Below are 25,172 nucleotides of genomic sequence, written 5' to 3'. Positions count from 1 at the left end.
ATCGCAAAAAAAAAGATCAGCGGCAGGCCGCTAGCAAGGTTTTCAATTGTTTGACGGAAATAGCTTCCGTCAGCGTCGGTTTGCCGTAGGTGAGCGCGATATAGCAGCGTAAAAACGCCTGCGCCGGCAGATACGCGTGCGGCGGCAGGCTGTGTTCCAAGCGTTGCAAGTACGCTGATGGCCCTTCGGCTAAATGCTTGGGACAGTTTTTACTCGCCATGCGTCGGCAGAATGCCAAGTATACTGCATTCGTTTTCGACAGGGGCGCTTTGTTACGCATGATAGGTAGGGCAAGCAAGGCCAACAGGCCGGCCGCAATGCCGAAAAACAGCAGGGCAAGCTGGGCCCAGTCTACCTCTTTCCAGCCGAGCGAGGCCAGCAGCGCGAGCTGCGATTGCTGGTTGTAAGCCAGCACGCGTTGGTTCCAAGCATGGTTCATGGCATCCCAGTGCATGCGCAGGTTTTGCGCCCAGGAGTTGCGGCTCCAAGCATTGCCAACCAAGGCGGCCAAGCCGCGCGACGGTAGGGCACGGGCTAAATTTTGCATTACCCGTTCCGGTGCCACGGCGGCAGTTGGGTCGACGCGGGTCCAACCTGTGCCATCAAGCCAGACTTCGGCCCAGGCGTGGGCGTCGGACTGACGGATTTCGTAAAAGCCATCGACATCGTTGCGTCGGCCCCCTTGATAGCCGGTGACCACCCGTGCCGGAATGTCGGCGGCGCGCATCAGGACCACGAAGGCGCTGGCAAAATGTTCGCAGAAGCCGGCCCGCGTAACGAACAGGAAATCGTCGACACTGTTGCGTCCTAACAGCGGTGGCTCTAAGGTGTAGCTGAATGCTTCTTGGCGAAATTTCATTAACACGGCTTGAATCAGCGTCGCCGGGGCTGGGTAAGTGCGCGCGAGTTCGGCGGCTAAGGCGAGTGTGCGTGGGTTGTAGTTGGGCGGTAATTCCGTGGCATCGGCGCGTTCGCTGCGGGTGAGCGCTGCGGCGCGCTGCGCGTTCGGTGCCGAGCGCACTTGATAGCGCAGACGTTCGGTGACGGCGGTGTTGCTACGCAATTCATCTTGATGGTTACGCTTGCCCAGTATTTGCGTGCCATTGCGCGCGCCGGTCAGCGGCAGATCGAGCGCGAACAGCCAACTTTGACCTTGCGGTTCGAGCACAATGTCTTGGCCGATTTGCAGTGCCGGCGCATCTTCCACTGCGCTCTCATCGATGGCGCTGGTAGCGCTGGCATGCCAACTACGGCCATCGAAGTCGCTCATGACGATGGCGCGCCAGTACAACCACGATTTATTCGCAATTGCGCGGTCAAATTTGACGCGAAACACCAATTCTTCCGATTGTGCCAAGTCGCTGATGCCGCCCGGTGCCATGGCGGAGGACAAGCCGGTCTTGCCTGCGTGTGCATCGCCGGGCAAGCTCCAGAGCGGCCCGGAAATTCGTGGAAACAAGACAAAGGCGCACAGACACAGCGGCACCGCCAGCCCGACTAAGGTGGCCGCGAGTTGCAAGCGCTGACGTAAAGGCGGCAAAGCCACGCTGTAGTGAAACGACATTTGCGCGCACAGCAGCAGGGTGAGGGCCAGCAGAGAAAGTACGGCGATGGCGATGCTTTGCTGATAAAAGTAATTGCTCAGCAATAAGAAAAAAGCCAGCGAGGTGACCACGAACAGATCACGTTTCGCATGCATTTCGAGTAACTTGCAAGTCAATAGTAAGCTCAGCATAGTGACCCCGACTTCGCGCCCGAACAGGCTGTGTTGCGTCAGGTAAACTGCCAGCATCAACGCTGTCGCCACTGGCAGCAGCAACCAAGGCGGCGGCAAGCGCCGCCCGCTGAGCGTCAAGTAACTGCGCCATAGCAACATTGCCAGGCAACTCAGCGTGACCCAGGTGCTCAGATGCAAGGCATGGGGTAGCAGCACGACACTACAGGCCAGCAGCAATAACAGGGTTTCGGTTTTATCGCGCGACCAAGTCGGCAGTTTGCTGAGTAAACGCACGCTTAACTTTCATGCAAGGCTAAGGCGCGCAGGCAGGCGTCGCGGTGCGCTGCTCCGAGGGCGGCGGAGTAAGCATGCACGCCGAGGCGAAAGGCATATGCTTGCTGGGCTTGTTCAGCTTGTAAGATCCAGCTGGTCATGCGCGAGAGTTTAAGTTCGGTATCGAGTTGGCGTGGCAGCTTGGCGAAATCGAGCGTGAGTTCGCCGCCGGCCAGACCGGCAAATTGTTTGCTGATCAGCGGTGCACCGGGGGCGCTGTCGAGGCGTGCGATTTGTTTCCACGCTAAGTGTTTCATCGCATCACCAGCTTGATACCCGCGCACGCCGGCGAATTCGCCGTGCTCGGCCTGCGCCGCCACGCCAGCGTCGCGGTAGCCGGTCTGTGGCAAGGGGGGCGGATTGGCTTCCGGTTGCGGGTAGACCAGCGCCTGACTATCCGGTAACCAGGTACTCCAGGCGCGCAGCCAGCCGAGTGGAAACCAAGTTTGCAGGCGGATGCGCGGGATCGCTTGCCAGCCGCGCTGATTGGCTGGACAACTGAGCTGCACGGTAGTGGTATCGTGTGCGGCGATGTCACAGACTTGTTCGCTGCTGCGGCCGGTGTTGAAACCGACCGAGATGGCGTGGCGCGCGTAGGCGCGGCGGTTGATCAGATGAATCGTGTAATGGCACTCGTCGCCGACAAACACGGCCGCCGCCGAGCCACTGCGCAGATGCAAATAGGCCAGATTGCGGAAGCACCAAAAGGTATTGAGGATGGCGACACCAGCGAGAAGGAAGGTCAGTGCAAAGCCCAGACTGAGGCTGTAATTGGTGGCGGTAAGAAACATGATCAGCAACAGCAACACGAACATCCAGCCTGCTTTACTCGGCAAGGTGAATACCCGTCTTTGCGTGAGATAGACTTCGCCGCTTTCCGCTTGGCGTTCCAGAAAAATCAGCTCGCGCAGACGCCGGCGTAAAGTGGTCAGCATCACAGCGCCTGTCTACAGTGGCACGCTGTGCATTAATTGCGTCAGCAATTCATGGCTGGCACCGGGTTTGCCGAGTACCGATTTCAGCGGGCGCAAACGGTGCGCTATGACTGGTATCAAGACTGCTTGTATATCTTCCGGCAGCACATGGTCACGCCCTTCTAAGGCCGCCCAAGCGCGCCCCGCCTGCAATAAGGCAATGCTGGCGCGTGGACTCATGCCCTCGGCAAACACGTCGCCACGGCGGCTGGCTTGTGCGAGTGCTTGCACATAATCGATCAAGCTGGCGGCGGTGTGGATCTGTTTCAGGGCTTGCTGGGCTTGCAAAAATTGTGTCGGATTCATCACTGCCGGTAAGTTGGCCAGCAAGCTGCGACGGTCTTCGCCAAGCAGCAGTGCGCGTTCGGCGGCGGCATCGGGGTAACCGAGCGAGAGGCACATCAAGAAACGGTCGAGTTGCGATTCCGGTAAGGCAAAGGTACCGACTTGGTGGGAGGGATTTTGCGTGGCGATGACAAAAAATGGTGTCGGCAAGGGCCGGGTCTGTCCTTCTACCGAAACCTGATGTTCTTCCATTGCCTCGAGCAAGGCCGATTGGGTTTTCGGCGGTGCGCGGTTGATCTCATCGGCCAGCAAAACTTGACTGAAGATCGGGCCAGGATGAAACTGGAATTGGTTTTTTTCGCGTTCGAAGATGGAAATGCCGGTGATGTCTGCCGGCAATAAATCGCTGGTGAATTGCACACGATTGAATTGCAAACCCAGCGAGCGCGCCAAAGCGTGGGCCAGTGTGGTCTTGCCGACGCCGGGCACATCTTCGATCAGCAAATGACCGCCGGCCAACAATCCGGCCAAGGCCAAGCGAATGCTTAACTCCTTGCCGATGATGATTTGATTGACTTGCGCAGCAACAGCATGGACTTGAGAAAACATCGGCTTCCTTGTTGGACGAATTTTGCACAGTGTAAACGGAAATGTTGCTGTCCGTAATAATTGTCGCGTCTCAATAATGCATATTTGCAAAAGTGTCGGAATAGGCGGACACTGCTAACATGATAATCACAGAGCAGCATTGCCACGGCCGCCGGCCGCCGCAGCGTGTCTGTTCGCGCCAATATTGAGACATGACTACTGCGTACTACACCCACGCCGATTGCAAGCGCCATGAAATGGGCGCTTGGCACCCGGAATCGCCGGACCGTTTACAGGCCATCGAAGATCAACTCATCGCCAGCCGGATTCATGATTTGCTCGACCATCGCAGCGCGCCGCTGGCGCAAGAAAGCGACTTGGCGCGGGTACACAGCGCCGATGCGATTTACCGTATCCGTGAAAATTGCCCGGCCGAGGGTTCGGACTACGCGCATTTTCCGCTCGATGCCGATACCTCGCTCAATGCTTTTACTTGGCGCGCCTCACTGCGCGCCGCCGGGGCAGCGTTGGCTGCCACCGATGCCGTGATTGATGGCAATATCGAAAATGCCTTTTGCGCGATTCGTCCGCCTGGTCATCACGCCACTTCGCGTGAATCCATGGGTTTTTGCATGTTTAATAACGTTGCCGTTGCTGTAAAGCATGCACTGGAAGTACGTGGCTTGCAGCGGGTCGCCATTGTCGATTTTGATGTTCATCATGGCAATGGCACTGAAGACATTTTCGCCGGCGATGAGCGGGTGTTGATGGTCAGTTTTTTTCAACATCCGTATTACCCCTACAGCGGCGCCACGTCGGCGGCCGCGAACATGCTCAATGTGCCGGTGCCGGCGCACAGTTATGGCGAAACGATTCGTGAATTGGTGTTGCAGCAATGGTTGCCAGCCCTGCGTACATTCAAGCCGGAAATGTTGTTCATTTCCGCCGGCTTCGACGCGCACCGTGACGATGAGATGGGGCAGCTTGGCTTGGTCGAAGCAGATTACATCTGGTTGACACAACAAATCATGCAAGTCGCGCGTGAAACCGCGCAAGGGCGCATCGTCAGTTGCCTTGAAGGTGGGTATAACTTGGCGGCGCTGGGGCGTAGCGTCAGTGCGCACATCAAAGTTTTGGCCGAACTCGATTAAGGGCTGCGGCGATCGTTAAATTTGATCAGGCAAACGTTAATTTGTGTTGTTTAGACGACGTTTTTGCAGTGTTTAACAGTTTCTTTGTGGAATTTTTTTGGGAAATTTCCTACAATTATCATTGATTGTTTGAAATAGATTTACAGGGCAAACCCGTTGAAAAACGGCGACGCAAAGCCACCGGCCTAAGGCGCACCAGCGCTACGGCAGCGGGGTTGCCAACGCAGACCTGATCTCGTTGCGCATATGCCGTCCTGCACCCTTACGGAGCGTTGACATGATGCATAAATTTTCCCCCTCAGCAGTGACAGTCGTTTTTCCTCGTACTGTTTTGGCCGCCGCCTTGCTGAGCTTGCTCAGTGCCTGTGGCAGCGGCAGCGGCACTGACAACAAAACCGCAGCGGCCGATGCGCCGGCGGCAACGGCAACAGCATCAACGACTTTGGAAGTGAGCTTGGGTGACATTCCGCTGTTGACGCAAAGCGCGCAACCGAGCTTTCACGTCGCGCCGGTATTACTCGATGTGCCGGCCGATATTGATCAGGGTAATGGCAGTGTTTCAGCCCTGATGGCGCCGCGCCAGCAAACTGTTCCGGTGCAATTCCAGCATTTATCCGCGCGCGGCTTGACTGCCGCCACTTTGCATTCCGCCCAGCAAACCATACAAGAGTCGGCCGTCAGCCAAACCCTTACGCCCAGTGCGACACCGACGGTGGTGTCGACCTATACGCCGGCACAAATTCGCGCAGCCTACGGTTTGCCGGCTTTGCCTGCCAGTTTTACCGGCCTGACGGCGGCCCAGGCGGCGCAATTCGGTGCCGGCCAAACGATTTACATCGTTGACGCACAGCATGATCCGAATGCGGCCCTGGAATTAAGCACGTTTAACCAAAAATTCGGCTTGCCAGCGTGCACCAGCAAGACTGTCAGTTCCGTGCCCTTGGCCGCTGCATCGCTGACTTCCTGTGAATTGATCGTCGCTTACAACACCGCATCCGGTACCTTAACCACGACGGCACCGGCTTATAATTCCGGTTGGGCCACTGAAATCGCGCTCGACGTCCAATGGGCCCACGCGACCGCACCGCTGGCACGGATCGTGTTGATTGAAGCGCCCGATGCCTCGCTCAACAGTTTGATCGGTGGCGTGCAATTGGCCAACGCCATGGGCCCCGGCGTGGTGTCGATGAGTTTCGGTGCTGCCGAAGCCGGTTACACGGCTTCGGTTGACAGCGTGTTTACGGCTGCCAAGATGACTTACATCGCCGCCACCGGTGACGGTGGCGCAGCGGTCAGTTGGCCGGCGGTATCGAGCAATGTGCTTGCCGTCAGCGGCACTTCCTTGACGTATTCGGGAACTGGTGCGCGTGCGGAAACGGCGTGGTCTGGTACTGGCGGCGGCATGAGTGCATATACTGTCACCCCAGCTTACCAAAACAATAGCGTACCTGGCATGGGCTCGCCGGCCCATCGCACGGTGGCCGATGTCTCATTCAATGCCGATCCGAATACCGGTCAATATTTGGCCACCATCAGTCCGGGCAGCACGGCAGTGAGCTGGTTGTCGGCCGGCGGCACCAGTTTGTCGACGCCGCAGTGGGCCGGCATCGTCGCCGTCGCCAATGCTGTACGAGCACAAACTGCCCAAGCCGCCTTAGCCGGTCCGCATGCCATGCTGTACACCAAAATTGCCAGCGTTCCCGGCAGTTATGCCAGCGCCTTTGCTGACATCACCAAAGGCAGCGACGGCACTTGCGCGACTTGCACCGCCAAGCTCGGTTACGATCCGGTTACCGGTCTCGGTACGCCGAATGTCACGGCCTTGCTGACTGCCTTGAATGCCGCTGCTCCGGTCAGTGCGCCGGTGGTTGGCAACGCCGGCATCAGCGGCCAAGTCGGCACGGCCTTGTCATTCACGGTCTCGGCCAGTTCGGTCAATCCGCTTACTTACAGCTTGAGCGGCGCACCGGCTGGTATGGCGATTAACAGCAGCGGGATCGTCACTTGGGCGGTACCGGTGGCCGGCACGTACACGGTCACGGTCACCGCCAGCGATGCCAAAGCCAATCTGTCCGGCAAAGGGATTTACACGGTGACGATTGCCGCGCCTCTGCCTCCGGTCGTCAGCGCTGCGAGTATCAGCGGCAAAGTCGGTACGGCCTTGTCGTTCACTGTCAGCGTCGTCAATGCCAATCCGGTTACGTATAGCATGACGGCCGCCCCGAGTGGGATGACGATCAGCACGGCCGGTGTGGTGACATGGGCAACCCCTGTATTGGGAACCTATGCGGTGACGGTGACGGCACTCGATGCCAAAACTGGTTTAAGCGGCAAAGCGGTCTACACCGTGATAATTGCTGCGCAGCCTGCACCGGTGGTGAATGCTGCGGCCATCAGCGGCAAAGTCGGCACGGCTTTGGCTTTCAATGTATCCGTGACGGCTAGTAATCCACTCAGCTACAGCTTGAGCGGTGCCCCGAGCGGGATGACGATCAGTAGCGCCGGTGCGGTCAGTTGGGCAGTACCAGTGGCCGGCACGTATGCGGTGACAGTGATTGCCAAAGACAGCAAAACCGGTTTGAGCGGGCAGGGCGTGTACACGGTCAGTATCACCGCAGCCGGCGTGGTCGGGCCGGTGATTACCGCTCCCGCCATGACCGGTGTGCTGGGTAAAGCACTTAGCGGTACCATCAGCATCGTCGATGTCGGTGCCAGTTCAGCCTCGATTTCGATTGCCGGCGCACCGTTGGGGATGTCGTTCTCGCTGTCCGGGGCAATCGTGATCACGGCTAGTTGGGCAACACCGGTCACCGGCAACTATACGCTCACCGTCACGCTAACCGATAATCTCGGCCGCACGGCCAAGGCCTTGGTACCGATTACGATTACTGCCAAGTAAAACGGGCCTGAGCTAGCCCGGCGCGCACTGTTTTTCGGTGCGCGTTTTGTTGTCTGCACACTGGTTTTACCGGCTTTGAGCACGAGAAATGTAAACTTTTGGGTCAATGGCGGCATAGTTCCGTACAATATCGCTTTGATTTCGCAAAAAAGAAGAACAGGCATGTCTATACAATGGTTCCCCGGCCACATGAACGCCGCCCGCAAGAAGGCGGCGGAAACCATGGAAAATACCGATCTGGTCATCGAAGTACTCGATGCGCGGATTCCTCAGGCCAGTTGCAATCCTATGGTGGAGTCGCTGCGTTTGTTTCGGCAGCGTCCTTGCCTGAAAATTCTCAATAAAGCCGATCTGGCTGATCCCCACGCGACCCAGCTTTGGCTCGATTTTTATAATGCCCAAAAAGATGTGTATGCAGTGGCGATGAGTTGCAAGAAGCCGGCCGATGTTGCCAAGGTGCCCGGCTTTGCGCTGAAAATGGCACCGCATCGCGGCGTGCCGACCAAGCCTTTACGTATGATGATCATGGGGATTCCCAATGTCGGTAAGTCGACCTTGATGAACGCCTTGCTCAAAAAGCGCGTGGCCAAAGTCGGCGATGAACCGGCTGTGACCAAGACGCAGCAGCGTTTATATCTGGGCAGTAATATGATTTTGACCGATACGCCGGGGATGTTGTGGCCCAAGATTGCCCATCCTACCGATGGTTTGATGCTCGCTGCCAGCCATGCGATCGGCATCAATGCCTTGATCGAAGAAGAGATCGCTACTTTCTTGGCCGAGCAATTGCTGCAGCATTATCCGCAATCCTTGGTCACGCGTTATGGCTTTACCCTGGCCGGCATGGATGCCGTGGCGGTGGTCGAAGGGGTGGCGAAGAAACGCGGTTACAAGCTCAAAGGCGGCGAATGGGATTTTGAAAAAGCCTCGCACACTTTACTGCTCGATTATCGCAGCGGAGCCTTGGGACGGGTGAGCTTGGAAACACCTGCCAGCCGCCAACATTTGCTGGCGACCTATGTGCCACCGCTCTTGTTAGGGCAGGGTAAGGATATCACCAGCAGTATGCCGCAAGCCGACACCGAGCCGGCCGACTGAAACGCCTCAGTGGATAGACAAGCGCGTGAAGGACTCCAGATAATTGAGCAGACCATCGGACGATTTGCCGGCCAATTCCACATTGCCCTTGGCAATCGCTTTGGCGATTAACAAGTGGCAGCGCGCGCATTCTTCAATATCGCCCTCATGTTGGTAGGCGTACCAAAAGCGACGGCTTTTGATGATTAAGGGTATGACGGCCGCAACGGCAGACGGATTGAGGCAGGCATCGTGCACGATATGGTCAAAGGCTTGATCGGCCGCCATGTATTCAGCCAGCGTATGCCGTTTGGCCGCAATCAGCATTTGTTCGGCACAGCTGACGAGTTGCTTGCGCTGTTCGGCGCTGACATGTTGTGCCGCGCGTTGGATGATCAAGCGTTCGATCACGCGCCGAGTTTCGAGCAGGGTAAGGTGTTCCTTGACTTCGATCTGACTGACGATGAGGCCGCGTCGTGGCATCGGCGTGATCAAGCCGTTGGAAGACATGCGCATCAGGGCTTCGCGCAGAGGGGTACGCCCGAGTCCGGTTTTTTCCATCAGCGCCGCTTCGATGATGGGGGCGCCGGGTATTAATTCCATCGTGACGATCATGCTCTCGATGGCGTCGTAAGCGATGTCTGCTGCGCGTTTTTTTTGCACCGGCGCGAGCGACGTGGAGGGAGGGTTGAGCATGAACGGACCTTGGCTGAACGAAAGAGTAATACTGATGATACCCGCTTAACTCTGAATATTACTTTGTTTAAAGTGTAAATGACAAATTAACGCGCTGTTTTCTACTAAATCGCCGCCTTATTTTTTGTCTTTGAGCAATTTTACCTGGCGCAGCCAAGTTTCTTGCCAGCTTGTTTGCGTCGCTGAGGATGGATACCTGCTATGCCTGTCAAGGACGATGCCGTGCGATTGACGGCTGCCGCCAGTGCCCAATTAGCGCGCCAAGTCGCTGATGTGTTTTTTGCCGAAGCCTTGTTCGATCGCATGAGCGATATCGTGTTTTTTGTCAAAGATTGTGCCGGTCGCTATGTGGTAGTCAATCAGACCTTGGTACAACGCTGCGGTTTGCGCAGCAAGCAGGCCGTGCTCGGGCGAACTGCCGAGGCGCTGTTTCCGGCTGGGCTGGCGGCCAGTTATGCCGCTCAGGATGCCTTGGTGCTGAGTGGGAAACGGCAATTATTTGATCAACTCGAGTTACACCTTTACACAAATCGGCGTCAAGGTTGGTGTTTGACGCAAAAGATTGCGCTCTATGATATGCGCCGTAACATTATCGGCATGACCGGTATTTCGCGCGATTTGGCGGCACCGGATCGGCCGCATCCGCAGTTTGCTGCTGTCGCACTGGCATTGCGGTATCTACAAGAGCATTATGCGCGTGCCGTATCGATGGCTGAGCTGGCGGCCTTGAGCGGCTTGTCGGTGGCGCGGCTCGAGCATCACTTCCGAAAAATTTTCTCTCTCACGCCACGGCAGATGATGCTCAAACTGCGACTCGATGCCGCCGCACGCTTACTCAGTGACCCCGGCGTCAGTATCACCGAGGTCGCATTGACTTGCGGTTATCAGGATCACAGTGCGTTTTCACGCATCTTCAAAGCCACCGTCGGCATGACTCCGAGCGCTTACCGCGTACATATTGCGAGCCTTTAATCAGGCCGTGCTGGTGATACCCCAGATGAAGGGATCGCGCGGGTCGAGCAAGAGCTGCGCCTCGGCGGTGATGAAGGCGCTACCGCGCACGACCGGCAAGATGTGTTGCGGCTGTCCTGCAGCATTCTGGACGCTGCGGTACGAGGCGCAAAACACGCTGCCGATCAGACTTTCCTGACGCCATATCTGGCCCGGAGCGAGTACACCATCTGCCGCCAGACAGGCCAACTTGGCGCTGGTGCCAGTGCCACATGGCGAGCGATCATAGGCGCCGCCCGGGCAAAGCACGAAATTTCGACTGTCGTTGCGGCTGTCGGCAGCAGCGGCGAAGAGTTCGATATGGTCGATAGGCGCGCCGTTGGCACCCTGTATGCCAAGCTGTTCCAGTGCCAAGCGCACCGCGCGCGCATAGCTGCCAAGTGCGGCTGCATTGGATAAGTGCAAGCTTTGTTGGTGCTCGCCAATGAGGAAAAACCAGTTGCCACCCCACGCGATGTCGCCGCAGACCGTACCGATGCCGGGTACTTCGAGCGTGACGGCGCGGGCATGGCGATAGGCCGGTACATTGTGCACGCTGACACTGTGATCATCATGCAGTTCGGCAGCGACGATACCGACCGGAGTTTCTATTTTGTGTCGCCCTACAGCAATTTTTCCTTGATATGCCAGAGTCGTGATGAAGCCTATCAGTCCGTGTCCGCACATGCCCAAGTAGCCGACATTGTTGAAAAAAATCACACCGGCGACGCATTCGGCATCCTGCGCCGGGCAGACCAGTGCGCCGACGAGGACATCGGCACCGCGCGGCTCGCACACGCTGGCGCGGCGATAATGGTCGAATTCCGCTCGCATGAGCTGTAATTGCTCGGCAACGCTGCCGCCGCCGAGCGCCGGGCCGCCGGCGATGATGACGCGGGTCGGTTCACCGCCGGTATGCGAATCGATGACGTGTATGCTGTGCATGGCTACTCCTGAGCGCGTGTTTTGTTATCATAGCGCCCGACGCGATGGCATGTCTTGAGCGATTCCGGGCCGCAGCGCGGCGAAATCGGCACAGTCGCTCGGTTTGCTGGCCCCGACGCACAAGCTGTGTTGTTTTTTGCAACGGTACAATGGTAAAGTAGTCGCATCGCTTGGCGATCTGCAAAAAAATTTTGTGGAAGATGTCGTAACGAATGAATGTATTTGTCAATAAACCCGATACCACATTTTCTGAGCCTATCAGAAGGCGTCTGGCCGTCGCCTTGTGTTTATCCTTGCTCTTGCATGGGATCTTATTGTCTTTGCAATTTGCAGCCCCAAGTGCAGCGCGCCTCAAGAATACGACCGTGCTGGCGGCCGTCGAGACGCCGGCACCCTTGGTGTTGAACTTGATGCCAACTGCCGAGCTCGAGCAATTAAGGCCCTCCAGTAGCTTGCCGACTGCACTGCCGCCCCCGGCCGTAATTACTGGCATGCAAATTTTGGCCGCTCGTCCGGTTCCGCCACCTGTGAAAAAAGTGAAAAAATCACGGCGGCATCGTGCTGCAAGCTTGCTGCCGCCGCCACCACCACCGCCACCAGCTTTGCCGCTAGCGAATTTACCCGACCTGATTACTCAGGATGTCCATCGCGATGAGAATTTTGTAGTGGCCGTGCGCGCCCCAGAAGATCCTGCGCGTAGCGATACGCGGCTTAGCGCTGCGAGCTTGCCGGTTGCTGTGCCTGAAGCGGCCAGTGCGAGCCTTGCTGTTGATACGCCCTCAGTTGCCAGCCCAGCGGTTGTTGCAGCGTTGCTTGTTCCCGCTGTTACTCCTGCAGTTGTGCCGGCGCTTGAAATCCCGACTGCAAGCTTGCCAGAACCTGTGCCCGTGGCCGAACCGGAACCGTCGCGTGCGAAATCGACTCGGCGTAAGGCAATCGCTGCACCGGATTTGAGCGAACACAAGGCCGATCTACCTGCTCGTCAGAACTTGCTGCAGCAATTATCGAGCGAGACGAAGCAGGAGGCCGAAGCCGCAATACGTCTGCAGCAAGCTCATGAGGCGGCGAGGCAGCAAGAACGCGAGTCGGCCGCCACGCAAGAGCGTCTGGCGGCCGCCGCCGCCAGTTTGACGCAACTCACGCAACAGCGTCGGCAACAGACACTGCCGGACCCTGCACTCGAACAGCAATTGCAGGAAGAAGTGCAGCAGCGCGAACAACTGCGTAAGCAGCATGCTGCGGCTATCGAGCGCCGCCAGCAGGAGCAGGAGTTGCTGGCTCGAGCTCAACAGGAGGTGCAAGCAGCCCAAGCTGAGAAAGATGCCCAAGCTGCCCAAGCCGCCCAAGCCGCCCAAGCCGCCCAAGCCGCCCAAGCCGCCCAAGCTGCGAAAGATACCCAAGCCGCCCAAGCCGCCGCAGCGCTGGTCGCACGAAACCAAGCCGAACCCGGCGATGCGCTTTCCGGCACCATCGACGGCAAGTTAGGCAAGCGCAGCGCCGTCAGTGACGCCGTGGGGCAGGGAGACTTGAGCAGCGACTTGGCGAATCGCTCAAGGCAGCGCGGACTCGATTATTTACGCGCCGTTCCGCCCTTGCCACGACGCGATAGCGTTCTCGTGCCACGACGCTATAGCGATCAGGGCAGCCGCGAAAAGGATATCCAGTTGCGCATGTACGCAGAGAGCTGGAAGCAGAAAATTGAGCGCAATGGCAATCTCAACTATTCCCAACTCTCGGCGCAGCGTGCGCGCGGTGATGCCTTGGTCAGTATCGGCTTGCGCAGCGATGGCAGCGTGACGGAGATCAGGATTTTACGCTCGACTGGCCGCGTCGATCTTGATGCGGCAATCAACAACATCGTGCGCCTCAATGCCCGTTATGCCGTGTTTCCAGCGGCGATTGCCGATCAATACGATGTCATTGAAATTCGGCGCATTTGGAGTTTTGACGAGCAATTGAAAATTCTCGACGAACTGCGATGAAGCACTTCGGTGACCTTGGGCGCAAACAGTTACACTATGTGTTTTCAACTTCAGTGGAAAACTCGCCATGCACATTTTGATCACTGGCGGTACCGGCATGATAGGCCGTCGTTTATGTGCAGCCTTGTTGGCTGACGGCCATCAACTGACGGTACTGAGCCGCCGTCCGCAAACGGTCGCCAGCATCTGTGGTGCGGCCGTGCACAGCATGGCTGATCTCAATGAATACCACAGTGAGATGGTGTTCGATGCCATCATCAACTTAGCTGGCGAAGCGATCGCCGATGCGCGCTGGAGTCCGGCACGCCAGCAAATTCTGCGCACTAGCCGAATCGCCCTGACCGAATTATTATTACAGAAAGTCCATGCCGCACAGCGACGCCCCCAGGTGTTTCTCAGTGGGTCGGCGGTCGGCTTTTATGGTGACAGCGGTGCCACCCCGCTGAGCGAGCAAGCCGCTGCCGGCGGCGATTTCAGTGCGCAATTATGTGTTGATTGGGAAGCCGCAGCAAATCAGGCGGCCGCGCTGGGCATCCGCACCTGCATCTTACGTACTGGCTTAGTGCTCGATGCAAGCGGCGGCATGCTCAAGAAAATGCACCTGCCGTTCCAGCTCGGACTCGGCGCGCGCCTCGGTCAGGGCAGTCAGTGGATGAGCTGGGTTCATGTGGCCGATTACGTCGACATGCTGCGGTTTTTGCTGACGCAAACCGAGGCCGCCGGGTGTTTCAATATGGTGGCACCGGAACCTGTATCGAACCGCCAGTTCACCGCCGCGCTCGCGCACGCGCTGCACCGGCCGGCACCGTGGCTGATTCCCGCTTTCGTATTGCGACTTGCCATGGGGGAAATGTCGAGTTTGCTGCTGGGCGGACAGCGTGTGCTGCCGGCCAAGATCAGCGCGCTTGGCTACCGCTTTCGGTTTACGCGCTTGGCCGATGCGCTGGCCGATCTTTATGCGTCACGGTAGGGCTGCCGGGGCAGCGTAATACTGGCTGCTCAGGGTTTTGAACTGTCCCCCATCGCTATTGATGGTGGTTTGATGCGACTCACCGGCACTGAACACAGCCCCAAAGCCGCCGACGGCAACCAAGTCAGTTGCATGGGTGAGGAAATAATGGGCGCGGTTGTCGCGCCAAGCATTGGCCACGCCACCGGGCTGCACCGATGGTGCGCCGAGTGGCGTTTGCCACCATAGCAAAGGTAATTGCAAACCTTGGTGATATGTTTGTGCCAGGCTCAGATGTTGGCTGAAATTCGGCGTGCTCAGATTATTTTCATCCCAATACCACGGCGTGCTGCTGCTGCGTTGGCAGTAGCTTGCTTGAACGCTTTTTTCAAAGCAACCGGCATCGCGGTCCAGTGTTTCCATGACGATGAAATCGGCCTTGTCGGCACCGAGTTTTTGCATGAATCCCAAGGCCGTGCCGGCCAAGTCGGGAAACAAGGAAGTCGGGAAGCCGACGTAGGCAAGTGGTGCATACTTGCGTGCAGTTTGCAGCAAACATTGGGCGACACCTTTGACATCGTTCGACAGCGTGCTGCAATCGGGATTGCTGCTGACCACGGCCGCGACGGTGCTGGGATCGGCATTGCTCGACAAACGCTGCGCATAGCCCCAGAAATCCGGCTCAAAATTGACCAGCACTGGTTTGCCAACAATTTTGATTTGCTGGAATAATAGGCTCACATTAGCCCAATAGGCCGTCATGAATATCGGATCACTGAGACCACTCAGATTGCCATCGCCATTGCTGGCCATTTGGTAGAGCGTGAACATAGGCACGGCACCGAGACTGGCGGCATTCGCCGCCACGAGTTGCACATAGGCACCGCTTGGGCTATTCCAAGTCGGCCACGCCGTGCTGCCGACGCCGTTGAGATACTGATCATAGATTTCTATGTGCAGGTTTTGTTTATTGATATCAGCCACACTGGTCGAGCCCAAGCCGAGCAAGAGGTGCTTGCCGAGGCCGAGCTGCGCGCTCAGGGCGGCGGCTTTTTGCGCCAGCGTCAAGGGCGGCGGTGGCGTGCTGACTACCGGCGGGGTCACTGGTGGCGTGACTGGCGGTGTTACTGGTGGGGTGACCGGTACCGTGATTGGTGGTGTGACCGGCACGGTCACCGGCGTAGTGCCGCTGGCCAGTGCGGCACTGCCACCACCACCACCGCAGGCGGCCGGTAGCAGGAGCAAGCTATAACTGAGTAAGGAAGAAAGTTTCATGAATTTGAATTTGTAGAAGAAGGCTTGAACCTATGATATCCGATGTAGCAAATGATGATGCAGCAAATCAACGCCTTCATTGTCCGCGTTGTCAGCGTCCTGCCGACACCTGTATTTGTGCCTGTAGCCGGCCGATTGCCAACTGTTGCGAAGTATTGATCCTGCAACATCCGCTCGAAGTCAAGCAAGCCAAGGGTAGTGCCGGCCTGCTCGATTTATGCCTGCAGCGCTCGCAGATTTGGGTGGGGGAACAATTTGATGAAGCCAGCTTACAGCGTGCGTTGTATGGCACCTCGGCAGAGTACCCGGGCCAGTCTCAGCCGGTGTTGCTCTACCCCGATACGGCCGACAACCAAGCGCCGGCCTTACGTGGCACGGCAGCGCCAGTTGTCGTTCCAGCCTCCTTGCCAGACCAGCCGCGGCAACTGCGTCTGGTGCTGCTCGATGCAACCTGGCGCAAGAGCCGCAAAATGCTATACCTGAACCCCTTGCTGCAAGCCTTGCCACGCGTTTCCTTGGCGGCGATGCCGCCGTCGCATTACCGCATACGCAAAGCCCACAAGCCCGATCAACTGGCCAGTCTGGAAGCTTGTGCGTATGCACTCATGCAGCTCGAACAGAATGAGGCGCGCTATCTGCCCTTGCTGGCTGCCTTCGACGCCTTCGTCGCGCTACACAGTGCGCGCACCGCCGCCTATCGCCAGCAATAAAAAAAAGCCCCGCTTGCGCGGGGCCCAATGGAGTCTGGTCAGGGTCGGTTGTTGTTTCAGATTAAGACGTTAATAATGGCATTACCGATGCCGATCAGGGCCGCGCCCGAAATCAAACCGGCACAAATAGGCTCACAACCTTCCACCCAGAAGCGATAGCCACTGCTATTGGTTTCTCGGTGGCGGCGGCCCATCCACCAGAATACCAAGGCACCGAGCCACATCGCCAGACTGGCGTCAGGTGGCAACACTACACCCAAACCGATAGAGACGGCCGACAAAGGGAAGCGCCCTTTGGTGGAAATCCGCGCCAGTTCGATGGCGACGGCACAGATTGCCGCGACCGTCATCGCGATCAGGGCCGAAACCGGCAAGCTGTGGATGCCATGAGCGATCAAATCGGCCACGCCCTTCCATTGCACGGCGGCGGGGAAGGCAAATTGATCGCTGACAATGGTGGCAGTACTGCGTACACCATTGCTGTCCGGTGGCAGGAACAACAAATAAAACAAGGGAATACAGGCCAGCGCGCCGGAAATAATGCCGATCACATGGCCGATCGCTTGCTGGCGCGGTTTGGCACCGAGCATGTAGCCTGGTTTGATGTCAGACAGCAGATTGGCGGCATTGAGCGCCACTTCCGCCGTCATCCCGGCCGGAATCAGATTATTAGCCGGATTGGCATGGTCGATGGCACCGATGGAAAACTGGGTGATTTTTGACAAAGCACCGGTCGGCACCCAAGAAGTCAGGGCCATAGAGTTGACGCCGATGACGGTGAGGATGAAAATCAGTGGCAAGGAAATGAAAGACAGCAACCAAGGTACGCCGAAAAATTCATGTGTGGCGGCCGCACCGATGACACTGAAAATCGGCACGCCGACATACGAAACCCACAGCGGCAATTCGATATCGCGTAAGACATCGTTAGCCAGCGGCTGGGCCGGCGCAGTGCCGGATTTTTTGCGCAGGCTTTTAAAGGCATTGGTAAAAATTTCCGGTTTTGCCAACAAGCCGACCAGGGAACCGACCACCATCATCGCCACGCCCCACCAGAGTGACCATTGATTAACGATTTCGGCGCGGTTGAGTGCCAGCAGGTGACCGTCTTGTGCTAAGCGTGGAGCGATGTCGCCACGGTTAATCATCCATGGTGCCAGCAAGGCAAAGTTGAGGAAGCCGCCCAGCAGCACGCTGCTAGCCACGCGTATGCCCATCAGTCCGCCGACACCAAGCATGGCGGCATCGATGGTGAAGCGCAATCCCAGTGTACGGATATCGACGCCGGCAATTTTCGGGATCCACAAATCGTATTTGATTGCGGCCGTGTAGTAGTAGTCGTCGAGTCGCTCACGCACGCTGAAGGCTTGGGTCATGCCGGTCCAGCTCTGCATTTGCAAAACTTTAAACTGAATCAATTTCATCCAACCATCACTGGTGATCATTTGGTAGCCGCCCGATACCAGTGCCGTCAGGCCCAGCAGACGCGCTTTGTACATGCCGGCTGCCGCGTCGCCGGTGTAGAGTGAGTCGAGCACGACGCCGCAGGCGCGGCCTTCCGGAAACGGCAACTGGTCTTCATTGATGAAGCGGCGTTTCATTGGAAAGGCAATCAAGACGCCGAGTATGGCGACCACCACCATCCAGATCATCATTTGCCACCAAGGAATGATTTTACCGCTCACCAGCATGAAGGCGCTCAAGCTGGCAATCAGCGGCGAAATCATATAACCGGCCGCCGTGGCGATCGATTGCGTACAATTATTTTCGAGTACAGTGAAATCGGTCGCGATGCCGGCTTTATTGAGCGCCTTGAAGAGCGCGAAAGCCAGAATGACCGAAGTCAGACCGACGCCGATGCCGACCCCGGTTTTGGCACCGATATACAGTGCCGTGGCAGCCAGAATGCCGCCGAGAAAGAAACCGGTGAAGGCGGAACGCAAGGTCAATTGCGCCATGTCGCCGCGATAGATATGGCTGAACCACCAAGCATCCTTTTGGGAGCGGGTCCAGCTCGCGATTTGCTCGTCTGATAGTTGTTGCAGCGCCATTTTGTCTCCAATATTGCTAATAAGTCTTAAAACTGACGCAATAATGACAGATTATTTTCTGAATTTTTTATTGCGCCTTTAAATCTGAAACTTTTTTTTCAGATGGCGCAGTATCCGAGTCACTCAGCGTGCTGTCAAGTTGTCTCGCGGTAATTCCGAATTTTTAATGGTTTTCCAGAAAAATGGCAGAGAAACCAAGTTTTAAAGCCTTGCATACATTCAAAAATAAAGCGCGAAATCGATAAAAAATGTCTGCTGCCTAGCCATGTTGATCAAAAATCTGACTAGGGTTTGAAACCCCGGCCTTCAGAGGCTGTCGCAAAAGCCTAATGGACGCTTTTTACACCTGAAACACCGTATGCCTCGTCATTCCTGCGTAGGCAGGAATCGAGTGGCACGCTAGTGCCTTCAGGGTGGGAGGGTCGATCAAGTGTACTTTTTTTCTGTGAGATGAACACGTCCTGCTGCGCCTGAGATAAAAGCCGCCTGCGCGGCAATGACGAATTGGGCAGCTGGGTGAATACAAACCCCTTCCAAAGTCTGTTCCATCGTCGCTTGCGACGATCCATTTAGTTGTCTGCGCCGCTAGGGAAACTCGTTGTGGCGAGCCTCAGCGTACGTCAGCCAAATTCGGTGCTCACGTCATGGTGAAATAAAAAAACCCCTGCAAGCAAACTTGCAGAGGTTTTTTTTGCATCAGGCAATACGCCCGATAAGCAATCTTACATCATGCCGCCCATACCACCCATGCCGCCCATGCCGCCCATATCACCCATGCCGCCGGCTGCTTTGTCTTCCGACAATTCTGCAACCAGTGCATCGGTAGTCAGGATCAGACCGGCAACCGATGCGGCATTTTGCAATGCCGAACGAGTGACTTTAGCTGGATCGAGAATACCCATTTCTATCATGTCGCCATATGTATCATTGGCAGCATTGAAACCGAAGTTGCCTGTGCCATTGATGATGGCATTGACGACGACGCTAGGCTCGCCACCGGCATTGGCAACGATTTCGCGCAATGGCGCTTCGATCGCTTTCAATACCAGTTTGATACCGGCTTCTTGATCAGGATTGTCGCCTTTGATGACGCCGGCTGCTTGACGAGCGCGCAACAGAGCAACGCCGCCGCCAGGAACAATACCTTCTTCAACGGCAGCGCGTGTTGCATGCAATGCATCTTCAACGCGTGCTTTTTTCTCTTTCATTTCAACTTCAGTTGCGGCACCAACTTTGATGACTGCAACGCCGCCAGCCAATTTGGCTACGCGTTCTTGCAATTTTTCGCGGTCGTAGTCGGAACTGGCTTCTTCGATTTGCGCGCGGATTTGTTTAACGCGGGCTTCGATACCAACAGCTTGACCGGCACCGTCGATGACCGTGGTGTTTTCTTTACCGATTTCGATGCGTTTAGCTTGGCCGAGGTCAGCCAAAGTGGCTTTTTCCAGCGTCAGGCCAACTTCTTCAGCGATGACTTGGCCACCGGTCAGGATAGCGATGTCTTCGAGCATGGCTTTGCGGCGATCGCCGAAACCAGGTGCTTTGACAGCAGCAGTTTTCAAAATGCCGCGGATGTTGTTGACTACCAAAGTAGCCAAGGCTTCGCCATCGACATCTTCAGCGATGATCAGCAATGGACGACCGGCTTTAGCAACTTGTTCCAAGATTGGCAACAGATCACGGATGTTCGAGATTTTTTTGTCGAACAGCAGGACGAAAGGATTTTCCAGAATCACTGATTGTTTTTCCGGATTGTTGATGAAGTATGGCGACAAGTAGCCGCGGTCGAACTGCATACCTTCAACGATGTCGAGTTCATTGTCGAGCGATTTGCCATCTTCAACAGTGATCACGCCTTCTTTACCGACTTTGTCCATCGCACGGGCGATGATGTCGCCGATGTTTTGATCGGAATTGGCCGAGATCGAACCGACTTGAGCGATTTCTTTGTTGGTGGTAGTTGGACGCGACAGTGCTTTAACTTCAGCAACGATGGCGACGACAGCTTTGTCGATACCGCGTTTCAGATCGGTTGGATTGAAACCGGCGGCAACGTATTTGAAGCCTTCGCGAACGATGGCTTGTGCCAGTACAGTTGCGGTTGTTGTGCCGTCACCAGCGTTGTCGGAAGTGCGCGAAGCAACTTCTTTAACCAACTGTGCGCCCATGTTTTCGAGCTTGCATTTGAGTTCGATTTCTTTAGCAACAGAAACACCATCTTTAGTCACTGTCGGCGCGCCGAACGAGCGTTCCAACACCACGTTGCGACCTTTAGGGCCCAAAGTGACTTTTACTGCATTGGCGAGGATATTGACGCCATTGACGATTTTTGCACGTGCTTCATCGCCAAATATTACTTGCTTAGCTGCCATGTTATTTTCTCCGAAATAAGGGAATACGATCAGTTACAAGGGTGCGGAATTACTTCTGCACGATGGCGAAGATGTCTTCTTCGCGCATAACCAAGACTTCATTGCCGTCAATTTTGACAGCTTGACCGGAATATTTACCAAACAATACGCGATCGCCGACTTTGACTTCCAGGGCGCGCAAAGTACCGTTTTCGAGTTGTTTGCCTGTACCAACAGCCAATACTTCACCTTGATCTGGCTTTTCAGCAGCAGCGTCAGGCAGAACGATACCGGATGCAGTTTTTGTTTCTTGATCCAGACGTTTGACGATCAAACGATCATACAGGGGACGAAGGTTCATACAAGCTCCTTAATTTGCGAGTAATTAATAGGGAATGAAATAGTAGCCGGGGAAAAGCTGTTAGCACTCTCTCCCGTCGAGTGCTAATTATATGGGCGACCTGCAAGCATTTCAAGCAACAAAAATCAACTAAATCAATTTTTCTTTTAAAAACAGTGAGTTATGCTGCGAAGAATCTTAAGGAAAACATCCGTTATTCAATGCAGCGGCAGGGTTTTGCTCTGCCTACCTGCCGCTTATTAACGGCTAGTAAGGAATTTACCAAGCATTTTTCGCAATCGGACAGTGAAAAAACATTAAAAAATTAATCTATTTGATCGATTTTCCCGTTGAATTTGTGATTTTTTGTCACGAAGCTACATTTCCTTGTGAAAACGTACAAAATGAGCGTGTGCGTATTTTTAAATAGTAATGCTCAGTCGCAACGTAGCGCGTACTGGCGTAGTGGAGGTCGTGATGGGTGGGTATCGTTTGTTGCATCAGTTGGTACTTTGCCTGCTCTTGGCAATGCCAGCCTGTGTCTCAGCGATGACAGTGGCGTTTATCAATCCTGGCAAGTCTGATGAAATTTTTTGGCTGACTGCCTCGCACAGCATGAGCGCTGCCGCCCATAGCCTGGGAATTCGGCTGGAAGTCTTGTATGCGCAGCGCGACCATTTACAAGTGGTGCAATTGGCGCGGCAATTGGCCGCCCGCACGCCGCTGCAGCGACCCGAATATGTCATTTTGTCGAATGATTATGGCGTTGCGGCAGAAGCCATCCGCATTCTCGACGGTGCCGGCATTAAAACCTTTCTTGCTTTCAGCGGCATTCGCGATCCGCAAGAACGGCAGCGCATCGGCTTGCCGCGTACTAAGTATCCGGGCTGGTTAGGCAGTTTGGAACCGCTGACGGCCGAGAGTGGTTATCTGACGGCGCGCGCCTTGATTGCCCGTGGTAATGCCGAGCACTGGCAAGACCCAGAAGGGCGCTTGCACCTGTTAGTCATCGCCGGTGACCGCTCGACTACCACTTCGCTCAAACGCAATGAAGGCATGCGTCGTGCCGTGGTCGAAGCCGGAAATGTGGTGATCGATCAAGAAATCTATGGTGAGTGGGCGCGCGCCAAAGCTGAAGAGCAAAGTCAGTGGTTGTATCAGCGCTATCCGCAAGCGCGTTTGATTTGGTCTGGCAATGATTTGATGGCCTTCGGGGCGATGAACAGTTGGCGTTTGCGTGGAGGCAAGCCTGGCGTCGATGCCCACTTCAGCGCCATTAACACCTCCGACGAAGCCTTGACGGCGTTGCAAAGTGGCAGCATCAGCGCTTTGGCTGGCGGTCACTTCATCGCCGGCGCATTTGCTTTGGTGATGCTTTACGATTACCACAATGGCAAAGATTTCAGTCAGGAAGGCTTGGAGCAGGAGCGCTCGATGTCGATCTTATTCAGTCGCGACGATGCGCGGCGCTTCAAGCAATTGTTTGGCGACCTTGATTTTGATCGAGTGGATTTCCGAAAATTCAGCCGAGTCTTGCATCCGGCCAGCACCGATTACACATTCAATTTTCGTGCTTTGTTGTCTGCTGGCAAGGAGCGTAAATGAGCATTACCCCCTTGCAACCAATAGCCGGCTTATTGATACGACGTGTGTTCAAATGGGTCATGCTGGCCATCATCGCTTTCAGCAGCCTGCAGGCTTGGCTCAATTACCGGGCGATTGAAAAGAATTTTGACATGACCATCAATGATGTCGTGCAAACGCACCTGCCCTTATTGTCATTGGCGATCTGGGATATTGAACCGCAGGCGATACAAAAGCAAATCGGCTTGCTGGTGAAAAACAGCCCTATCATTTACGCACATATTCGTGCCTCTACCGGTCAGCAATTCGAAGGTGGGCGTCGTGAATTGCGCAGCAACGGGCAAATATTGCAATTTGACATACCCGCGCAAACCGAGGGCACCGCAGCCTTGGGCGTGCTGGAGCTGGTGATAGACCGCAGCCGCTTGCGCGAAGAATTGCTGCGCAATTTCATCGTCGTATTCATTGAAGTGCTGGTACTGGCCATCTTCATCCTGATCGCCTTGGTCGCGGTATTGCGGCAGGATTTGCAAAGACCGATGCGGCAACTGGCCGATTTCGTTAAAAATTTACAAGCCAATCAAATTTCCACGCCGCTGGCTTTGGATTTGCCGCCCGGCCATGCCTACAATGAAATTGATCTTGTCATCGATGGTTTCCGAACCATGCAAGAGAGCATACAAAAACATATTTCGCAGCAAGATCAGTTGGTGTTGCAACGCACCGAGCAACTCGAAAACGCCATGTCTACGTTGGAAAAATTGTCGATTACCGATGGCTTGACCGCTTGTTACAACCGCTTGCTGTTCAATCAGCGTATGCCGACCGAAATGCAGCGTGCGACGCGCTATGTGCGCGAACTGTCAGTGCTGTTTTGTGATATCGATTTTTTCAAACGCGTCAACGATAGCTATGGCCATGCGGTTGGAGACAAAGTCTTGGTTTCTTTTGCCAACTGCATCAAAGATAATTTGCGCTCTGACTCAGATTGGGTAGTCCGTTATGGCGGGGAAGAATTCGTCGTTGTGTTGCCGGAAACCAGCTTGATCGCCGCCGTCGAGGTGGCCGAGCGCATGCGTGCCGCGGTTGAACAGGCCTTGGTCGTGCCGCTGGCAGACGGCACGATGCTGCAGATTACCGCCAGCTTCGGTGTGGCACAAAAAAAACCCATCGATACACTGGAAAATTTCATGCAGCGCGCCGACCAAGCCCTATATGTGGCCAAGAATCATGGTCGCAATCGGGTGCAAGCCGCGGATGGCCGCGTCACACTCAGAGAGATTCGCGACCGCGCGTCCTGAGCGGCGCTGCAACTGGGTGTAAGACCGCTTGGGCGGCACCAAGCAACTTGGCTGACAGGCGCTGCAGGCGCGGTGTCTGCACCTTCCACTGGTGCCAATACAAGGCTATATCGACGCTGCTGTGCGGCATCAGCCTTACCAACTCTGCCATGTCCGGTCCAGTCAGCATGACTTCGGGTATCAAACCCCAGCCCAGTCCGAGCACAATCGATTGATTATAAGCACCTGTCGCGGGAATGAAATGACTGGGGTAGCTGGCGCTCGGCAGGCCGAAATGGCTTTGCAAAAAAGTGCTTTGCAAGCTGTCTTTGCGGTTGAAACAGAGTACAGGTGCCAGCGCCGCACTGCTGCGCGTCATCCCCATCGGAAACCAACGCGCACAGTAAGCTTTGCTGGCTACAGCGTGATAACGCATGATGCCCAGAGCCATAGTATGGCAACCACGCATGCTGTCGGCTTCGGCAGAAATGCAACCGAGCACCAAGCCTTGTTCCAGCAGGGCATGGGTATGGTCTTGATCATCGATGATCAGTTCGAGCAAAATATTTTCCGCGATCAAAAAATCTGCCAGCCCCGGTAACATCCAGCTACCAACGCTATCGGCATTCACACCCAAGCTTACGCGCAGCGCAGAATGTCGCTCTCCTGCATATTCGGAGTGCAAATCCTGCTCCATTTCTTTGACTCGTCGCAAATGCTGCAAGAGCTTTTGCCCGGCCGGCGTCGCCCGGCAAGGACGGCTGCGCGTCATCAGCGTGACCCCAAGAGCGCTTTCCAAGGCCTTCAGCCTTTGCGACACGGCCGAACTGGTCAGGTGCAAAGCTTGTGCCGCCGCTTCAAAACTGCCGCTGTCGATCACACTGAGAAAGGCTTGCGCTTGCTTGCTGTCGAGGTGAAAGGCGGTTTGGCTGAGGAAAGTCATGATTAAGAAATTTTAATGAAATCGGAAATATTTTAAATTTACTTTAACTTCT

19 protein-coding genes and 1 riboswitch are annotated in these 25,172 nt (G+C 55.7%); of the genes, 9 read left to right on the top strand and 10 right to left on the bottom strand.

The features are described 5' to 3' along the window. Nucleotides 1–16 precede the first annotated feature (16 nt). From RHM61_RS01710 to RHM61_RS01700, 3 genes are read right to left on the bottom strand one after another with little or no spacing between them, the layout of a single operon-like run. Nucleotides 17–2,011, bottom strand: a complete 1,995-nt coding sequence (locus RHM61_RS01710) for a DUF3488 and transglutaminase-like domain-containing protein (protein ID WP_322249415.1) — start codon at nt 2,009–2,011, stop codon at nt 17–19. A gap of 2 nt (nt 2,012–2,013) precedes the next feature. After that, the gene (locus RHM61_RS01705) at nt 2,014–2,985 is read right to left on the bottom strand and encodes a DUF58 domain-containing protein (RefSeq protein WP_322249414.1); all 972 of its coding nucleotides are present in this window, start codon (nt 2,983–2,985) and stop codon (nt 2,014–2,016) included. A 12-nt stretch (nt 2,986–2,997) separates the two neighbouring features. Beyond that, nucleotides 2,998–3,918: an AAA family ATPase gene (locus RHM61_RS01700; RefSeq protein ID WP_322249413.1), complete on the bottom strand. Its 921-nt coding sequence runs from the start codon at nt 3,916–3,918 to the stop codon at nt 2,998–3,000. 191 nt (nt 3,919–4,109) lie between these two features. Here RHM61_RS01700 and RHM61_RS01695 point away from each other — a divergent pair, with 191 nt between their 5' ends. The 3 genes from RHM61_RS01695 to ylqF all read left to right on the top strand — a co-directional run bounded on the left by RHM61_RS01695 (nt 4,110) and on the right by ylqF (nt 9,045). After that, nucleotides 4,110–5,048, top strand: a complete 939-nt coding sequence (locus tag RHM61_RS01695) for a histone deacetylase family protein (RefSeq protein ID WP_322249412.1) — start codon at nt 4,110–4,112, stop codon at nt 5,046–5,048. Between the two features lie 136 nt (nt 5,049–5,184). Further along, nucleotides 5,185–5,271: riboswitch (cyclic di-GMP riboswitch) on the top strand. A gap of 54 nt (nt 5,272–5,325) precedes the next feature. Further along, a complete protein-coding gene (locus tag RHM61_RS01690; protein ID WP_322249411.1) occupies nt 5,326–7,947 on the top strand; it encodes a S53 family peptidase in 2,622 nt (873 codons plus the stop codon). Nucleotides 7,948–8,109: 162 nt separating this feature from the next. Continuing rightward, nucleotides 8,110–9,045, top strand: coding sequence for a ribosome biogenesis GTPase YlqF (gene ylqF, locus RHM61_RS01685; protein WP_322249410.1), 936 nt, complete (start codon nt 8,110–8,112; stop codon nt 9,043–9,045). Between the two features lie 6 nt (nt 9,046–9,051). Here the strand turns inward: ylqF and RHM61_RS01680 are convergent, their stop codons facing one another. Then, nucleotides 9,052–9,720, bottom strand: coding sequence for a GntR family transcriptional regulator (locus RHM61_RS01680; protein WP_322249409.1), 669 nt, complete (start codon nt 9,718–9,720; stop codon nt 9,052–9,054). Between the two features lie 201 nt (nt 9,721–9,921). Between RHM61_RS01680 and RHM61_RS01675 the strand changes: the two genes are divergently transcribed. After that, entirely contained in the window at nt 9,922–10,692 is a 771-nt protein-coding gene (locus tag RHM61_RS01675) for an AraC family transcriptional regulator (RefSeq protein WP_322249408.1), read from the top strand. On the opposite strand, the gene RHM61_RS01670 is transcribed toward RHM61_RS01675, so the two are convergent. Next, on the bottom strand, nt 10,693–11,655 hold the full coding sequence (locus RHM61_RS01670; protein WP_322249407.1) for a 4-hydroxyproline epimerase: 963 nt from the start codon (nt 11,653–11,655) through the stop codon (nt 10,693–10,695). 212 nt (nt 11,656–11,867) lie between these two features. Between RHM61_RS01670 and RHM61_RS01665 the strand changes: the two genes are divergently transcribed. Then, entirely contained in the window at nt 11,868–13,637 is a 1,770-nt protein-coding gene (locus tag RHM61_RS01665; RefSeq protein WP_322249406.1) for a TonB family protein, read from the top strand. 67 nt (nt 13,638–13,704) lie between these two features. Continuing rightward, a complete protein-coding gene (locus tag RHM61_RS01660) occupies nt 13,705–14,607 on the top strand; it encodes a TIGR01777 family oxidoreductase (protein ID WP_322249405.1) in 903 nt (300 codons plus the stop codon). Here the strand turns inward: RHM61_RS01660 and RHM61_RS01655 are convergent. Then, entirely contained in the window at nt 14,599–15,861 is a 1,263-nt protein-coding gene (locus tag RHM61_RS01655) for a hypothetical protein (protein ID WP_322249404.1), read from the bottom strand. The genes RHM61_RS01660 and RHM61_RS01655 overlap by 9 nt on opposite strands. Before the next feature lie 32 nt (nt 15,862–15,893). Between RHM61_RS01655 and RHM61_RS01650 the strand changes: the two genes are divergently transcribed. Next, nucleotides 15,894–16,571: a tRNA-uridine aminocarboxypropyltransferase gene (locus RHM61_RS01650; RefSeq protein WP_322249403.1), complete on the top strand. Its 678-nt coding sequence runs from the start codon at nt 15,894–15,896 to the stop codon at nt 16,569–16,571. Nucleotides 16,572–16,627: 56 nt separating this feature from the next. On the opposite strand, the gene RHM61_RS01645 is transcribed toward RHM61_RS01650, so the two are convergent. The 3 genes from RHM61_RS01645 to groES form a co-directional block, all read right to left on the bottom strand. After that, nucleotides 16,628–18,622: an OPT family oligopeptide transporter gene (locus RHM61_RS01645; protein WP_322249402.1), complete on the bottom strand. Its 1,995-nt coding sequence runs from the start codon at nt 18,620–18,622 to the stop codon at nt 16,628–16,630. 722 nt (nt 18,623–19,344) lie between these two features. After that, nucleotides 19,345–20,994 carry a chaperonin GroEL gene (gene groL / locus RHM61_RS01640; protein ID WP_322249401.1) on the bottom strand — a complete coding sequence of 550 codons (1,650 nt, stop codon included), beginning with the start codon at nt 20,992–20,994 and terminating at the stop codon, nt 19,345–19,347. Between the two features lie 49 nt (nt 20,995–21,043). Continuing rightward, complete coding sequence (groES, locus tag RHM61_RS01635; RefSeq protein ID WP_322249400.1) at nt 21,044–21,334, bottom strand: co-chaperone GroES; 291 nt, start codon at nt 21,332–21,334, stop codon at nt 21,044–21,046. A gap of 411 nt (nt 21,335–21,745) precedes the next feature. Here groES and RHM61_RS01630 point away from each other — a divergent pair, with 411 nt between their 5' ends. Both RHM61_RS01630 and RHM61_RS01625 read left to right on the top strand, forming a co-directional pair. Next, on the top strand, nt 21,746–22,918 hold the full coding sequence (locus tag RHM61_RS01630) for an ABC transporter substrate-binding protein (protein WP_322249399.1): 1,173 nt from the start codon (nt 21,746–21,748) through the stop codon (nt 22,916–22,918). Continuing rightward, complete coding sequence (locus RHM61_RS01625; RefSeq protein WP_322249398.1) at nt 22,915–24,198, top strand: diguanylate cyclase; 1,284 nt, start codon at nt 22,915–22,917, stop codon at nt 24,196–24,198. Before RHM61_RS01630 ends, RHM61_RS01625 begins: the two co-directional genes overlap by 4 nt. Here RHM61_RS01625 and argP read toward each other — a convergent pair. Beyond that, the gene (gene argP / locus RHM61_RS01620) at nt 24,170–25,120 is read right to left on the bottom strand and encodes an HTH-type transcriptional regulator ArgP (RefSeq protein ID WP_322249397.1); all 951 of its coding nucleotides are present in this window, start codon (nt 25,118–25,120) and stop codon (nt 24,170–24,172) included. The genes RHM61_RS01625 and argP overlap by 29 nt on opposite strands. Between the last annotated feature and the right edge of the window lie 52 nt (nt 25,121–25,172).

The sequence above is a fragment of the Undibacterium sp. CCC3.4 genome, from assembly GCF_034347425.1.
In the GTDB taxonomy this organism is placed as follows: Bacteria; Pseudomonadota; Gammaproteobacteria; order Burkholderiales; family Burkholderiaceae_D; genus Undibacterium.
Note: the sequence above shows the minus strand (reverse complement) of the source record. Positions and strands in the feature narration are given on the sequence as shown.

Bases quoted from the DNA above. Each gene is read 5' to 3' on its own strand.
- RHM61_RS01645 (WP_322249402.1), bottom strand. From the start codon at position 18,622: ATGGCGCTGCAACAACTATCAGACGAGCAAATCGCGAGCTGGACCCGC.
- RHM61_RS01700 (WP_322249413.1), bottom strand. From the start codon at position 3,918: ATGTTTTCTCAAGTCCATGCTGTTGCTGCGCAAGTCAATCAAATCATC.
- RHM61_RS01680 (WP_322249409.1), bottom strand. From the start codon at position 9,720: ATGCTCAACCCTCCCTCCACGTCGCTCGCGCCGGTGCAAAAAAAACGC.
- RHM61_RS01670 (WP_322249407.1), bottom strand. From the start codon at position 11,655: ATGCACAGCATACACGTCATCGATTCGCATACCGGCGGTGAACCGACC.
- RHM61_RS01690 (WP_322249411.1), top strand. From the start codon at position 5,326: ATGATGCATAAATTTTCCCCCTCAGCAGTGACAGTCGTTTTTCCTCGT.
- RHM61_RS01675 (WP_322249408.1), top strand. From the start codon at position 9,922: ATGCCTGTCAAGGACGATGCCGTGCGATTGACGGCTGCCGCCAGTGCC.
- ylqF (WP_322249410.1), top strand. From the start codon at position 8,110: ATGTCTATACAATGGTTCCCCGGCCACATGAACGCCGCCCGCAAGAAG.
- argP (WP_322249397.1), bottom strand. From the start codon at position 25,120: ATGACTTTCCTCAGCCAAACCGCCTTTCACCTCGACAGCAAGCAAGCG.
- RHM61_RS01655 (WP_322249404.1), bottom strand. From the start codon at position 15,861: ATGAAACTTTCTTCCTTACTCAGTTATAGCTTGCTCCTGCTACCGGCC.
- RHM61_RS01695 (WP_322249412.1), top strand. From the start codon at position 4,110: ATGACTACTGCGTACTACACCCACGCCGATTGCAAGCGCCATGAAATG.
- groES (WP_322249400.1), bottom strand. From the start codon at position 21,334: ATGAACCTTCGTCCCCTGTATGATCGTTTGATCGTCAAACGTCTGGAT.
- RHM61_RS01625 (WP_322249398.1), top strand. From the start codon at position 22,915: ATGAGCATTACCCCCTTGCAACCAATAGCCGGCTTATTGATACGACGT.
- RHM61_RS01630 (WP_322249399.1), top strand. From the start codon at position 21,746: ATGCTCAGTCGCAACGTAGCGCGTACTGGCGTAGTGGAGGTCGTGATG.
- RHM61_RS01705 (WP_322249414.1), bottom strand. From the start codon at position 2,985: ATGCTGACCACTTTACGCCGGCGTCTGCGCGAGCTGATTTTTCTGGAA.
- RHM61_RS01650 (WP_322249403.1), top strand. From the start codon at position 15,894: ATGATATCCGATGTAGCAAATGATGATGCAGCAAATCAACGCCTTCAT.
- groL (WP_322249401.1), bottom strand. From the start codon at position 20,994: ATGGCAGCTAAGCAAGTAATATTTGGCGATGAAGCACGTGCAAAAATC.
- RHM61_RS01660 (WP_322249405.1), top strand. From the start codon at position 13,705: ATGCACATTTTGATCACTGGCGGTACCGGCATGATAGGCCGTCGTTTA.
- RHM61_RS01665 (WP_322249406.1), top strand. From the start codon at position 11,868: ATGAATGTATTTGTCAATAAACCCGATACCACATTTTCTGAGCCTATC.